Raw genomic sequence first — 13,260 nt, 5'->3', positions numbered from 1 at the left:
TGCCCCGCTCAGCACCCGAAGGCCTCTGGCACCGTCGCACAGTGGCCTCACCCCGGAAAGGGTGAGGCAGGGCTGCGCGTAGTTGACCCACTGCGCGCAGGAACATGGCTCAGATGTAGTTGACCAGCGACAGGCTGGAAATCTTTGCGAATGATTGCATCGAGGCTGTCAGTTGGTTCTTCTGCATCTCCAGGCGCATCATCACTTCGCCGATATCACTGTCGCGGATCGAACCCTGGGTCTTGGTATTCTCGATACCCAGGGCCTCGTTGGTTTCAGCCTGTACATCGAGGGCCTGACCGCGACCGCCAATTGCAGAGATGGAAGACGACACCTGGTTGGTGGCACTGGCAATGTTGCCGATCGCCGAGTCCAGCGAAGCAAGGAAGGCCTGGCGAGCAGCCGGGTCATGGTCCTGCGGGGTGTTCAGCGCGCCGCGCAACTGGCCGATGGTGTTGAGAATATTCTGGTTCTGATGAGTATCGACCTTGACGCCGAACGAATCCCCGGCGCTTGGCGGGCCGGACAATTCGAAGCTCACACCTGCGGCGGTGGCCGTGTTGCCGCTGAGGGTTCCCGAGGAAATCGGGCGGCTGTCGGCGGTCATTGGTGCTGCATACAGTTCGAAGTCGGTGGCACTGGTGAACTTGAGTACAGCACCACCACCCGGGAATGCGGCCTTGTAGGCGGTCGGGTCGGTAATCTTGGCGTCGGTGATCTGCTCCGACGATGTGTTGCCTGGACTGCGGGTACCGGCAATCGAGTCGGCCTTGGAACTCAGGCTGAACGCATGGCCGGCGATGGCCGCGTCCGGGTTGCCTTCGTCACCTGGCTTGAAATCGATCTTCAGGCGCAGGTCTACACCGCGGAAATTGATGCTGATGTTATCGCCTTTGGGGTCGAACTTGCCGCCCTGGCTGGCTTCGAGAGTGACATCGTTGCCCCCGGCATCGAGGATCTTGTATTCGGTGCTGCTGGTGAACTCGATGCTGTAGGGCTCGCCGCTGCGGAAACGGTCGTTGTAGGTGGCACTGCCGGAGACCTGGCCATTGGACAGGCTGACACGCCCGTCATCAGGCAGCGGGGCCGTCTGCTTGGTCTCGCTGCGGCTGGTATTGAGCGCCTGCTCGAACGCGCTGTAGCCCGTCTCGTTGGCGGCCAGGCTGAGCATGTCGCCCACCTGCAGCATGAGTTGGCTCTGGTCGCCCTGATAGCTGTAGGTGCCGTCGGAGTTGCGCACGTAAGGCGGAGTGTCGCCCTTGGAGCCCGAGAACAGGTACTTGCCATTCTCGTCCCGACTGTTCATCAGCGAGAACAGTTGGTCTTCCAGGGAGGCAAGCTCAGAGGCGTTGGCCTTGCGGTCGGCATCGGTGAAGCCGGCATTGCCGGAGCCCATGGCCAGCTCGTTGACCCGCTGCAGCACCGCGCCAATGGCATTGAGCGTGCTTTCGCTGGAGCCCAGCGCATTGCGCACGTTGGTGATGTTGCCCTTGAACTGGTCGAGCATGTTCTGCTGCTGTTCGAGCTGCAACAGACGCGCATAGCCAACCGGATCATCGGCGGCGGTGCGCACGCGGATGAAGTCGCTGGCTTCTTGCTGGGTCTTGTTTACATTGCCAAAAGTACGCTCGTAGTTGGCGCTGCTGCTGGAGTAGAACTGCGGAGTGGAGATGCGCATGGTCTACGGCTCCTTAAAGGCTGTTGATCAAGGTTGCGAAGGTTTCCTGGGCCGCCTTGATGATCTGCGACGACGCGGTGTAGTACTGCTGGAACTTGACCAGGTTGCCGACCTCTTCATCCACCGACACCCCCGAGCTGGAGTTGCGGCTGGTCAGCGCGGAACCATGCAGCGCCATGGTGGCGTCGCTGTCCATTGATGCCTGGTTGGTCTTGCCGCCGACATTGGATACCAGCTTGGCGTAGGCATCGGTGAAGCTGATGCCCTTGCTGCCATCGCCGGTATTGACCGTGGGTTTGGTTTGCAGGTCGATCACCGACTGTGCATTGCGGTTGTCTGCAGAACCGGCCTTGGTCAGCGATACGGTGTAGTTGTCACCATTCTTGGGCGCACCGGAGATGCTCATCTCGAACGAGAAGTTCATTTGAGCGCCACTGGCGTCATTGATCGGGTTGCCGCTGCCATCGACCATTGGCACAGACAGCTGCAGCTTGTTTTCCTGGCCAGGGATGACCGTACCGCTGCCAAGCGGGTTACCTTTGGAGTCGTACATGGTGTACGCCTGAGGCGATACGGAATCGTCGCCAAACACCAGCTTGACCGGGGTCGAATACTTCAGTCCCGTCTGCATGTCCGAGCGTTGCTTGGCGTCGTAGATATCCAGCTTGGACGTCAACGTGGGCTGGGTGATCTGCCCGGTCCCCTTGTTGCCCGAACCACTGGTGGCGGTCAGCGGGCTGGCCATGGCCAGGCGGCTCGGGTCGGTCAGCACGGTTTCCATGCTGGCCGCCGCGTTGCGGGTCGGGGTGATCTTGAAGCTGTCGCCGGCAACCGGGGTGCCACCATTGAGGTTCAGGGTGAAACCGTCGATCACAGGAGGTGGGTCGGCCGTAATATCGAAGGTACCCATCTCGGAATTATCGGGCAGCCGGCGCACGGAATACTCGGTGGCGCTGGTGAAGACGACTTGATAGTCGTTGGTAGTGAGCTTGCCGCTGTCCTTGATGTGCACATCGAGGTTGCCGGAACCGGCACTGTTGCCCAGCTTGGGGATGCTGCGCCCGGCAACGGCCGCTGCACTGTTGATATCGCCAAAGAGGGTCGCACCGAACTGGCCATTCTTGTCGATACCCTGGGCCAGCTGGCTGTTGATCGCATCGGCGACCACCAGTGCCACACGACCCAGTTCGTTGAGCGCAGGGTCGAGGGTGTCCTTGCGGTAGCGCAACAAGCCACCGATTTCGCCACCGGTAGTGTTGTCGGTGATGTCCATTTTGGTCGAACCGCGGTTGAGCACCAGGTTCATGCGCGTCGGGTCGGTCGGGGCGGGTTCCACACCCAGCGTCTGGGTGGAGTTGCCCAGCACCAGGGACTGGCCATTTTTCAGATAGATGTCGTAGCTGCCTTCGCGCTCCACCACGTCCACGCCGACAAGCTTGTTCAGCTCGCGCACCGCGCCATCACGCTGGTCAAGCAAGTCATTGGGCTGACCATTGACAACACCGAGCTTGGCGATCTGCTGGTTGAGGTCGGCGATGGTCTTGGTGATGTTGTTCACCTGTTCGGCCATCGACCCCAGACTGCCGTTGATGTTGGCGTTCTGCTGGGTGAACTGCGCCGACAGCGTATTGAAGCGCTTGGCAAGTGATTGTGCGCTGGTCAGCAGCAACTGGCGCGAGGCATCTTCGGTGGGCTTGGCCGAAGCATCCTGCATGGCGCTGAAGAAGCTCTTGAGTGCGGCAGTGATACCGGTGTCGGCGCCCGACAGGGCAGTGTTGAGCGGGCCGATCTGATTAAGATAAGTGTTGGCGTCACTGGAGAGCGACGTGGTGGTACGCAACTGGTTCTCGATGAAGGCGTTGTACACCCGTCGCACATCGGCCAGGGTGGTGCCGGTCCCCATGAATACCTGGCCAACCTGCTGGGCACCCTTGGTCTTTTGCACCATTTGTTGGCGAGAGTAACTTTCAACATCGGCGTTGGCGATGTTGTTACCCAGGACGTACATCCCGGACTGGGCGGCACCCAGCCCCGACATACCGATATTGATCAAACTCGCCATGGTTCCCTGCCCTTAAAGTTGTGTACTGGTACCGAGCATTGCGTAGCTCTGCTGCGACTTCATCTGCTTCGCGATCTGCGAGATCTTGCTGGCGTAATTGGGGTCGGTGGCGTAACCGGCCTTTTGCAGCTCTCGCACAAACTGTTCTGGTTTATCGGCGGCGCTCACAGCATCTTGATAGCGTGAATTGCTCTGCAGCAAAGTTACCAGGTCGTGAAAACTTTCCTGATAGCTGTCGTAGGAACGGAACGCAGCCGTCTCCTTGACGAACGCACCATTGCGGAACTCGCTGGTGATCGCACGCGCCTCACCACCCTGCCAACTGCCAGTAGCCTTGATGCCAAACAGGTTGTGGCTGCTGCTGCCATCGGCATTACGCATGACCGATTTGCCCCAGCCGGTTTCCAGCGCTGCCTGCGCCACCAGGTAGCGCGGGTCGATGCCAATGCGCTTGGCAGCCTGTTCGGCCATCGGCAGCATGGTCTCGACGAAGGCGTCGCTGTCGGCGAAAGCCTTTTTCGGTGCCAGCGGGGGCTGAGCCACAGCGCGCCCGAGAATCTGCAGGTTGCCGCTCGGAGCCGCGAACGCCCTGGCCGGCTCCCAGTCGCCAGTTGCAACGCCACCGACCGGGATGTCGCCACGGCGCGGCAACGCCGCCGTGTTGGTCGCTGCGGCCGGGCTGCCGGCAGACGGCACGATGCCGGCCAGCAGGCGATCGGTGAGCTTGCCCGGCAGCGCCAGGCGCCGCGAATTGAGCGCCGCCACGTCATTGCGCACACCCGCGCCTGCCTCGGCATGCACTGGCGCGGCGACTTTCGACGCCCACAACGCCGGGGCATGCCCTTCGATACGTGGGAACGGGCTGGTGTTCACAGAAGCGGCCTTGTTCTTCGACAACTGGCGCACCAGCACGTCCTGCAGGCCAATACCGCCACCCTCGCGGGACATGCTCACAGCCAGCTGCTGGTCGTACATGTCTCGGTACTGCTTGACCGTGTCGCTGTTCATCGGGCTGTCTTCATCGGCCATGACATCGGTGGCCTTGCGCGATGCCTTGAGCAGCTCGCTGATGAACATCGACTCGAATTCCTGGGCTACCTTGCGAACATTGCCCTCGCTATCCCGATCACCATGCTTGAGCGCACTCAGGCGATTGAGGTCGGTGTAGGCGCCGCTGTCGATCTGGCTGGACACCTGAGTTTTTGGATTCATCAGACGCCCCCTTAGATCACGATCAGGTCGGCTTGCAATGCGCCGGCCTGCTTCAAGGCTTCGAGGATCGCCATCAGGTCGCCTGGCGCCGCACCCACCTGGTTCACTGCACGGACGATTTCATCCAGCGTGGTACCGGGGCCGAACTTGAACATCGGCTTGGCTTCCTGCTGGGCATTGACCCGCGAACGCGGCACGACCGCAGTCTGGCCATTGGAGAATGGCCCGGGCTGGCTGACGATAGGGTCTTCGGTGATGGTCACGGTCAGGCTGCCGTGGGTGACGGCCGCCGGCGAAACCTTGACATTCTGGCCGATGACGATGGTACCGGTACGCGAATTGATGATGACCTTGGCCACTGCCTGGCCCGGATCGATTTCGAGGTTCTCCAGGATCGACAGGTAGTCGACGCGCTGGCTTGGATCCATGGGCGCTGTCACCCGTACCGAACCGCCATCAAGGGCCTGGGCCACGCCAGGGCCGAGCAGCTCATTGACCTTGTCGACGATCCGCTTGGCCGTGGTGAAGTCTGGGCGGTTGAGGTTGAGGGTAAGGCTGTTGCCCTGGTTGAAACCGCTGGGTACGGCACGTTCGACGGACGCACCACCCGGGATGCGGCCCGCCGACGGAACATTGACGGTGATCTTCGAGCCGTCACGGCCCTCAGCATCGAAACCACCTACAACCAGGTTGCCCTGGGCGATGGCGTAGACATTGCCATCAATCCCCTTCAACGGGGTCATCAACAGGCTACCGCCACGCAGACTCTTGGAGTTACCGATCGACGACACGGTAATGTCGACCACCTGGCCAGGTTTGGCGAAGGCCGGCAGGTCGGCATGCACCGATACCGCCGCCACGTTTTTCAGCTGCACGTTGCCAGACCCAGGCGGCACCTTGATGCCGAACTGCGACAGCATGTTGTTGAACGTCTGCAGGGTGAACGGCGTTTGCGTCGTCTGGTCACCGGTGCCATTCAAGCCGACCACCAGGCCGTAGCCAATCAACTGGTTGGCACGCACGCCGGAAATGCTGGCGATGTCTTTCAGGCGCTCGGCGTGAGCGCCGAACGCGCAGGACAAAAGAAGTGTCGCGGCAATCAACCGCCTAGCGTTGAACATGGTCATCCGTACTCAAAAGGGCCAGAGCGGGCTGATGAAGAAACGGTCCAGCCAACCGGGCTGGCTGGCATCGGCGAAGGAGCCGGTGCCCGAATAGGTGATGCGCGCATCGGCCACACGGGTGGACGGCACGGTGTTTGTCGGTGGCGATGTCATCGGCACGTACCAGGCCTGCAATGCGCACCAGCTCTTCGCCGGTGTTCAGGGTCATCCATTTTTCGCCACGCACGGCAATGATGCCGTTGGGCAGCACTTCGGCCACGGTAACGGTGATCGAACCGGTGAGCGTGTTGCCCTGGGTGGCCTTGCTGTCGCCCTTGGTGCTGCGATCGCCGCTGTAGCCTGCGTCAAGGCTGAGGTCCCCGCTGCCCAGCGGGTTGTTGGTGTTGGGCACGGTACCGAACAGCGAGGTGAGGCCAATATTGGCCTTGCTGTTCTTCTGGATCTGGGAACCTGCGTTCTTGCTCGCCGAAGTACGCTCGTTGAGGGTGATGGTGATGATGTCACCCACCCGGAACGCCTTGCGGTCGGTATACAAGCCTTGTTCGAAACCGGCCTGGTAGATCGAGCCGTTATTGGCCGCTGCCGGCAGCGGGGTGCGCGGCAGAACCGGCGCGTAGTACGGGTCGTTGGGCTTGGGCGTCGGCGCGACGCAACCAGCCAGCAACACCGCCCCCCCCAGGGCGAAAACGGACAACAGACGATACATGACTCTTACCTCTGGCAGGCGCTGTAGCAGCGTGCGGTTTATCGGCGGCCCGAAGTGGCTGGGCCGCCAGGACTTACAGTTGCTGAGTGACGAACGACAGCATCTTGTCTGCGGCGGAGATGACCTTGGAGTTCATCTCGTAGGCGCGCTGGGTGGTGATCATGTTCACCATCTCCTCGACCGTGCTGACGTTGGAGTTTTCCAGGGTCTGCTGCAACGTGAGACCGAAGCCGTTCAGCCCCGGGGTACCGACCTGTGGCGCACCGCTGGCGGCGGTTTCGAGGAACAGGTTGTTGCCCATGGCCTGCAGGCCGGCCGGGTTGATGAAGTCGGCGGTCTGGATGTTGCCGATGATCTGCGCAGCCGGGTTGCCCTGGGTGGTGATCGACACGGTGCCGTCCTGGCCCACGGTGAAGGTCTGGGCATCCGGCGGCACGACAATGGCAGGTTCCAGCGCGAAACCGTTGGCGGTGACCACCTGGCCATCGGAGTTCAGGTGGAAGGTGCCGTCACGGGTGTACGACACGGTGCCATCAGGCTGGAGCACCTGGAAGAAACCGCGGCCATTGATTGCCATGTCCAGCGGGTTCTCGGTGTTCTGCAACCCGCCAGTCTGGAAGTTCTTCTGAGTGCCGACCACACGCACACCGGTACCGACCTGCAGGCCCGAAGGCAGCTCGCTGTCCTGGGTGGACTGCGCGCCAGGCTGGCGCTTGATCTGGTACAGCAGATCCTGGAACTCGGCGCGATCACGCTTGAAGCCGGTGGTCGAAACGTTGGCCAGGTTGTTGGAGATGACCGTCAGGTTGGTGTCCTGGGCGGACAGGCCGGTTTTAGCGACCCAAAGAGCCGGAAGCATTTAGTGTTCTCCTCGTGCGCCTGTTTTACGGCACTCGTTCAAATGTGATTAGCCGATTTGCAAAACACGCGCCATGGCTTCGTCGCCTTCCTTGGCCGCGCTCATCATCTTGACGTGCAGTTCGAATTGACGGGACAGCGCCAGCATCGAAGTCATCTCGCCGACGGCATTGACGTTGCTGCCCTCGAGGAAACCCGACACCACACGCACATTCACATCGGCGTCTGCGGGTTGGCCGCTGGCGGTATGGATCAGACCATCCAGCCCCTTGGTCATGCCCTTGGTGTCCGGGTTGACCAGCTTGATACGGTCCACTTCGGCCATTACCCGCGGGTCTTCGCCCATGGCGCGGATGCTGATGGTGCCGTCGTCACCGACCTCGACCTTCTGCTCTGGTGGAATGGCGATAGGGCCGCCGTTACCGATGACCGCCATGCCATTGCCGGCCCGCAGCACGCCGAGCGCGTCAATGTTCAGGCTGCCGGTACGCACATACGCTTCGCTGCCGTCGGGTGCCTGCACGGCGATGAAACCATCACCGGTAACCGCCACATCCAGTTCACGACCGGTTTCAACCAACGGGCCGGCACTGAAATCGGTGGCCGGGCGCTCGCTCATGGCGAAAGCACGCGCCGGAAAGCTGTCACCGAATACCGGCATCGAGCGCGCCTGCTCCAGGTCGCGCTGGAAACCGTTTGTGGAAACGTTCGCCAGGTTGTTGGCATGGGCCTTCTGCGCCAGTGCGTTCTGGCTGGCGCCGGTCATGGCCACGTAAAGCATCTTGTCCACAGTCATCCTCCGCTGCACTGGCGATCGATTGCCGGTCGCCGTGGCTGTGGCAAGCGTTGAGCAAGTTTCGCGCCAACTACCATAAAAACGGCAAAGACCCCGGTTTACGGGGCCTTTGCTGAAAAGCCCGGCGCGCGCGAGACAAAATCTCGGCGGCGGGCGGCCGGCAGCGGCAAGGGCTGGCCGCCCTCGACGCTACGGGCGACACTTGGCTGTCAGGTGATGGTGAAGGTATCTCCGTTGTTGGTCCGGAACGACTCGATAGTGTTCGAGCCGGCGCCCCAGTTACTGAGCATCACACCGGAATCCAGGTTGCCGGCATTCCAGTCCGCCCTGGAGAAGATGCAGGCATTGACGCCATCGTTCTGTACCACGACATCCTGGAATGTCTGGATGCTCTTCAGCACGACCACATCGATACCGGCGCTCATCATGTCAAGGCGGTCGGCACCGGCACCACCATGCAGCTCATAGGCGTAGCCATTGCCAACGAGGCGATCGTTGCCGTCATCACCGTACGCCTTGCCATTGGCGGTCTGGATCACACCGGCATTGCTCGAGATGTACCAGGCCGAATCCCGCCCGGCACCGCCATTGATCACATCCGCCCCAGCGCCGCCGATGAAGTTCTCGCTCGCGGCAGTCCCGATGAACGCGTCATTGAAGGCAGAGCCCTCGAAGCTCTCGATACTGGTGAACAGGTCATTGCCGGTTGCGTTCAGATCGAGCGTGATGCCACCCCCCACCCGCGAACGTCAACAGATCGACGCTGCCAGCGCCATTGAAGTCATTAGCCTGGTCGTTGGCCACGAAGACATCACCCAAGGATGATCCGACGAACTTCTCGATGCCCTCGAAGGTATCGCCTTCGGCGATGCCACCGTGCTGGCCGGTCTTGAGATTCAGGAGGATGCCTTAACTGCTGTCGCCATACGAAACGGTGTCGATACCCACCCCACCGACGAATCGGTCGGCACCAGCGCCACCAAACAAGGTGTCATCGCCAGCACCACCGACAATCACATTGGTACTGGCATTGCCATAGCCGGTGAAGTTGCCGGTACCGATGAAGGTCAGGTTCTCCACCTCGCTGGTCAGCGTGTAGTTGGCCAGGGTCGTGCGCACTTCGTCGATGCCACCGCCAGCCTGCTCGAACACGCCAGCGGTGTTGTACAGGTAGTAGACGTCGTTACCGGCACCACCGGCAAAGCTCTTGCTCAAACCTGTCGCCTGCATGATGACGGTGTCGTCCTGGCTACTACCGATGACACTGAGCCCGAAAACAGGGCCACGCCGATCAGGCCTTTTTTCAAGGCCACGCCAAGCGCTGCCGGCAGCACGTTGGCACCAGTATCCTTAGTGCTTTTCACGAGCTCCGATCCTTGGAACAAGACGCTTGCCAGACACTCGAACGAGTGAGGTGGCACGGATAATACCTGAAGGAAATCCGCCAATTGATGGCCTCAAACCATCATTTTTTGCCCTGCATCAAAGGGATCTGCAAGCGGCATTGTCGAACGGTCCGGCAAAGCGCTTCCAACCATCACCGGGTGACCATTGCGAACACACCAGACGCCCGTCGGCCTGACTTTCCCAACGCCACCAAGGGGCCATCGCGGCCTGTGCCTGTAGCAGGCAGAACGCCGCGACAGCAGCAGCCAGCAGCTTTTTCATGGGGACTCTCCTTGAAAACGACGAACCCCTTCTTGCAAAGGGGTTCGTTGACAAGCGATCAGCCAGCGACCATCAGGTCATCTGGATGATGGTCTGCATGATGGTGCTTTCGGTGGAGATGGTCTTGGCGTTGGCCTGGTAGTAGCTCTGGGCCTTGATCAGCTCGACCAGTTCCTGGGTCAGGTTGACGTTGGAGGCTTCCAGCGAGTTGGACTCGATCTCGCCCAGCGTACCGGTTTTCGGCGCGTCGATACCCGGAATGCCCGAGGAGAAGGTTTCCTTCCAGCGGGTGCCGCCCGTCTGCTGCAGGCCCTGCTCGTTGGCGAAGCTGGCGATTGCCACCTGGCCAATGGCGCGGGACTGCTGGTTACTGAAGCTGGCAAACATCACGCCGGAGGAGTCGATCGACAGGCTCGACAGGATACCGGTGGCGTAGCCGTCCTGGGACTGCGACATACGAGCAGTTTCAGTGTTATAGGACGTGGTGCTCTTCATCGAAAGCTGCATGCCGTCAGCATTACCCTGGGAACCATTGGGCGCCCAGTTGCCCGCCGCATCCTTGGCGGCAGGAATCCAGTTCTTCAGGGTGAAGGTGTTGTTGACCACGCTCCAATCGCCCGCCGGCACGCCAGGTACTGGAGGCGTGCTCCCATCGTTCTGGGCCGCCATGGACTTCACCGAACCATCGGGATTGAACGACATGGTGGCGGTCAACGGCTGGGTGCTGGACGGATCGAGCGGGTTTCGGCCCTGGACCAGGGTGTACATGGTCCATTCGTTCTGACCTGTCTTGCGGTAGAACTGCTCCATGACGTGCTCGTTACCCTGGCTGTCATAGACCTTGGTAGGGAACGATTTGGTGTAGGTGCTCTGATCGGTCGGGTTGAACGGCTTGTTCGGGATCATCGTGCCGGAACCATCATCGATTTCCAGCGGAATATCGGGGGCCGAGGAGTTCAGGTTGATGCCCTGCTCGATCAGCGTGGTGGCCTTCGGCGCCAGTGCCGAAGTGTCGATCCGCAGGTCGGTCAGCACACCCTTGACGATCTTGCCGTTCTCATCGGTGCTGTAACCGCGCAGGTTCAGGCCATCGGAGGTGACCACATAGCCATCCTTGTTGGTCTGGAACGCACCTGCCCGGGTGTAGGTCATCGAGCCGTTGTCGGACAGCACGAAGTAACCCTGCCCCTGGATACCCATGTCCAGGACGTTGCCGGTGTTGTTGACATCACCCTGGCCAAACTGCTGGGAAACCGAGGCCAGGCGCACGCCGTTGCCGATCTGGTTCTTGCCCACGCCCAGGCGGTTGGAGCCTGCATAAACGTCGGCGAACTCGGCACGCGACGACTTGAAGCCGACGGTGTTGACGTTGGCAATGTTGTTGCCGGTAACGTCCAGTTGCTTGTTGGCTGCGTAAAGACCGCTAAGGCCGATATTGAAAGACATGCATTCACTCCTTCTGCCGATCTAGCGGCCTTAGATTCCAATAGATTGTACTTTCGAGACGCCGATCTTCTGGCCGCCTGCCACGGTGAGCATCATCTCGCTACCGCCCTGGAAGCTGACGCTGGTGATCTTGGCCGGCAGCAGGGTGTACATGGTCTGCGCCTTGCCATCGACCGTCGTGGTGGCGGTGAAGGTGTACTGGCCAGGGTCGACCTTCTCACCCTTCTCGTTGGTGCCGTCCCAGATGAAGTCGGCGGTGCCTTTGGCCTGCTCGCCCAGGCTGATGGTCTTGACCACCTTGCCGTCCTTGTCCTTGATCTCGACCTTGCCGTCGGTGATGTTCTGCGGCACGACAACTTGACCGGTGAAGCTGGCGGTGGTGTCGACCATCGCCTTGTCGGTGTCCAGGATCACCGAGCGCCCCACCAGCGTGGTGGCCTGCAGCGCCTGACTCGACGCTATGCCGCCAATGATATTGTTGACCGAGCCGTTCAGGGTCTGGATACCTTCCAGGCTGCTGAACTGGGCCAGCTGCGCAATGAATTCGCCGTTATCCTGCGGATCCAGCGGGTTCTGGTGCTGCATCTGGGTAACCAGCAGCTTGAGGAACGCATCCTTGCCCAGCGCGTTCTTGTCGACGGGCTCGGTGGTGGTTTTCTTGGTACCAGTGCTGACCCCGGACGCGTTGAGTACGTCGTTCAGGTTCACGCCATTGTTGGTGTTGGTCACTGCCATGGTCCGGATTCCTTATCACTGACCCAGGGTCAGTACTTTCTGCATCATGGTCTTGGCGGTATTCATCAGCTCGGCGTTGGTCTGGAACGCGCGGCTGGCAGAGATCATGTCAGCCATCTCCTCAACCACGTTGACGTTCGGGTAGTAGACATAGCCATCCTTGTTCGCCGCCGGGTGGCTTGGCTCGTAGCGGGCTTCGAGATTGCTCTGATCCTCGATGATGCCCTTGACCTCGACCCCCTGCCCGGCCTGGCCCTGATCTTCGAACAGCGATTGGCCGGCGCCGGCCTGGGCCTGCTGGAAGGTGGTGGCGAATACCGGGTGGCGCGCACGGTAGGTCTGGTCGATGCTCGACGACACGGTCTCGGCGTTGGCGATGTTCGACGCAACGGTGTTCAGGCGCGTGTTCTGCGCGCTCATGCCGCTACCGGCAATATTGAAGACACTGGCAAGAGACATGGTCACTCTCCACGCAGGGCCGATACCAGCCCTTTGAATTTACTGTTGAGCAGGGTGAAGCTGGCCTGGAAGCCAACGGCGTTTTCCGCGTAGTTCGATTGTTCCAGGTGCGCGTCCACGGTGTTCTGGTCGATCGACGGCTGCATCGGCGTGCGGTACTTCAGCGTATCGTCCATCATGGCCAGGCCTTCGGCCTCGATATGACGGCTGTCGGTACGCTCCAGGGCGATGCGTCCCTTCTGCTGCTTGTCGGACTCGGCAGCGAGCACGGACGAGAAGTCCATGTCACGCGCCTTGTAGTTGGGCGTGTCGGCGTTGGCGATGTTGTTGGCCAGCACTTCGGCACGCTGAGCGCGAAAGCCCAGTGCCTTTTCGTGAATGCCAAGCGCCTTGTCGAAGCTGATGCTCATGTCGGGGACCTTTGAAGGTGACCAGAGTTCGTTTGCTATGGCTTTAGCAAGCCCTGTGCCAACCATCTTGAACCCCATGAGTACGGGGGTTTTGCCTGTCTCATGC

13 protein-coding genes and 1 pseudogene are annotated in these 13,260 nt (G+C 60.8%); all 14 read right to left on the bottom strand.

Annotation, left to right across the window (positions count from 1 at the left end; translation table 11 throughout):
- Window positions 1–109: 109 nt before the first annotated feature.
- Window positions 110–1,678, bottom strand: a complete 1,569-nt coding sequence (locus tag LOY42_RS07545; protein ID WP_139673351.1) for a flagellar hook-associated protein 3 — start codon at window positions 1,676–1,678, stop codon at window positions 110–112.
- Between the two features lie 13 nt (window positions 1,679–1,691).
- Window positions 1,692–3,740, bottom strand: coding sequence for a flagellar hook-associated protein FlgK (flgK, locus tag LOY42_RS07540; protein WP_139673354.1), 2,049 nt, complete (start codon window positions 3,738–3,740; stop codon window positions 1,692–1,694).
- A gap of 12 nt (window positions 3,741–3,752) precedes the next feature.
- Window positions 3,753–4,952 (bottom strand): flagellar assembly peptidoglycan hydrolase FlgJ, encoded by a 1,200-nt coding sequence (flgJ, locus tag LOY42_RS07535; protein WP_102683068.1) that lies wholly within the window; start codon window positions 4,950–4,952, stop codon window positions 3,753–3,755.
- A gap of 11 nt (window positions 4,953–4,963) precedes the next feature.
- Window positions 4,964–6,073 (bottom strand): flagellar basal body P-ring protein FlgI, encoded by a 1,110-nt coding sequence (locus LOY42_RS07530; RefSeq protein ID WP_046857711.1) that lies wholly within the window; start codon window positions 6,071–6,073, stop codon window positions 4,964–4,966.
- 12 nt (window positions 6,074–6,085) lie between these two features.
- Window positions 6,086–6,782 (bottom strand): annotated as a pseudogene (gene flgH / locus LOY42_RS07525) (flagellar basal body L-ring protein FlgH).
- Window positions 6,783–6,855: 73 nt separating this feature from the next.
- A complete protein-coding gene (gene flgG, locus LOY42_RS07520) occupies window positions 6,856–7,641 on the bottom strand; it encodes a flagellar basal-body rod protein FlgG (RefSeq protein WP_046854649.1) in 786 nt (261 codons plus the stop codon).
- Between the two features lie 48 nt (window positions 7,642–7,689).
- Window positions 7,690–8,430 (bottom strand): flagellar basal-body rod protein FlgF, encoded by a 741-nt coding sequence (gene flgF / locus LOY42_RS07515; protein WP_046854648.1) that lies wholly within the window; start codon window positions 8,428–8,430, stop codon window positions 7,690–7,692.
- A gap of 215 nt (window positions 8,431–8,645) precedes the next feature.
- On the bottom strand, window positions 8,646–9,176 hold the full coding sequence (locus LOY42_RS07510; RefSeq protein ID WP_258600159.1) for a hypothetical protein: 531 nt from the start codon (window positions 9,174–9,176) through the stop codon (window positions 8,646–8,648).
- A 169-nt stretch (window positions 9,177–9,345) separates the two neighbouring features.
- Window positions 9,346–9,666 carry a calcium-binding protein gene (locus LOY42_RS07505; protein WP_177486057.1) on the bottom strand — a complete coding sequence of 107 codons (321 nt, stop codon included), beginning with the start codon at window positions 9,664–9,666 and terminating at the stop codon, window positions 9,346–9,348.
- 252 nt (window positions 9,667–9,918) lie between these two features.
- Window positions 9,919–10,104 carry a hypothetical protein gene (locus tag LOY42_RS07500; protein ID WP_102683069.1) on the bottom strand — a complete coding sequence of 62 codons (186 nt, stop codon included), beginning with the start codon at window positions 10,102–10,104 and terminating at the stop codon, window positions 9,919–9,921.
- Between the two features lie 72 nt (window positions 10,105–10,176).
- The gene (flgE, locus tag LOY42_RS07495; RefSeq protein WP_102683070.1) at window positions 10,177–11,550 is read right to left on the bottom strand and encodes a flagellar hook protein FlgE; all 1,374 of its coding nucleotides are present in this window, start codon (window positions 11,548–11,550) and stop codon (window positions 10,177–10,179) included.
- Window positions 11,551–11,580: 30 nt separating this feature from the next.
- Complete coding sequence (locus LOY42_RS07490; protein WP_139673359.1) at window positions 11,581–12,285, bottom strand: flagellar hook assembly protein FlgD; 705 nt, start codon at window positions 12,283–12,285, stop codon at window positions 11,581–11,583.
- A 15-nt stretch (window positions 12,286–12,300) separates the two neighbouring features.
- The gene (flgC, locus tag LOY42_RS07485) at window positions 12,301–12,744 is read right to left on the bottom strand and encodes a flagellar basal body rod protein FlgC (protein WP_046854643.1); all 444 of its coding nucleotides are present in this window, start codon (window positions 12,742–12,744) and stop codon (window positions 12,301–12,303) included.
- A 2-nt stretch (window positions 12,745–12,746) separates the two neighbouring features.
- A complete protein-coding gene (flgB, locus tag LOY42_RS07480) occupies window positions 12,747–13,154 on the bottom strand; it encodes a flagellar basal body rod protein FlgB (protein ID WP_046854642.1) in 408 nt (135 codons plus the stop codon).
- Window positions 13,155–13,260 lie beyond the last annotated feature (106 nt).

It is taken from the genome of Pseudomonas sp. B21-023 (assembly GCF_024749165.1).
GTDB lineage: Bacteria > Pseudomonadota > Gammaproteobacteria > Pseudomonadales > Pseudomonadaceae > Aquipseudomonas.
The sequence above is the reverse complement of the archived record's forward strand: the minus strand, read 5'-3'. Positions and strand labels throughout refer to the sequence as shown.

What these genes read in the sequence shown, in the direction of transcription:
- LOY42_RS07545 (WP_139673351.1), bottom strand. Translation starts at nt 1,678, where the DNA reads ATGCGCATCTCCACTCCGCAGTTCTACTCCAGCAGCAGCGCCAACTAC.
- flgK (WP_139673354.1), bottom strand. Translation starts at nt 3,740, where the DNA reads ATGGCGAGTTTGATCAATATCGGTATGTCGGGGCTGGGTGCCGCCCAG.
- flgJ (WP_102683068.1), bottom strand. Translation starts at nt 4,952, where the DNA reads ATGAATCCAAAAACTCAGGTGTCCAGCCAGATCGACAGCGGCGCCTAC.
- LOY42_RS07530 (WP_046857711.1), bottom strand. Translation starts at nt 6,073, where the DNA reads ATGTTCAACGCTAGGCGGTTGATTGCCGCGACACTTCTTTTGTCCTGC.
- flgG (WP_046854649.1), bottom strand. Translation starts at nt 7,641, where the DNA reads ATGCTTCCGGCTCTTTGGGTCGCTAAAACCGGCCTGTCCGCCCAGGAC.
- LOY42_RS07505 (WP_177486057.1), bottom strand. Translation starts at nt 9,666, where the DNA reads ATGCAGGCGACAGGTTTGAGCAAGAGCTTTGCCGGTGGTGCCGGTAAC.
- LOY42_RS07500 (WP_102683069.1), bottom strand. Translation starts at nt 10,104, where the DNA reads ATGAAAAAGCTGCTGGCTGCTGCTGTCGCGGCGTTCTGCCTGCTACAG.
- flgE (WP_102683070.1), bottom strand. Translation starts at nt 11,550, where the DNA reads ATGTCTTTCAATATCGGCCTTAGCGGTCTTTACGCAGCCAACAAGCAA.
- LOY42_RS07490 (WP_139673359.1), bottom strand. Translation starts at nt 12,285, where the DNA reads ATGGCAGTGACCAACACCAACAATGGCGTGAACCTGAACGACGTACTC.
- flgC (WP_046854643.1), bottom strand. Translation starts at nt 12,744, where the DNA reads ATGTCTCTTGCCAGTGTCTTCAATATTGCCGGTAGCGGCATGAGCGCG.
- flgB (WP_046854642.1), bottom strand. Translation starts at nt 13,154, where the DNA reads ATGAGCATCAGCTTCGACAAGGCGCTTGGCATTCACGAAAAGGCACTG.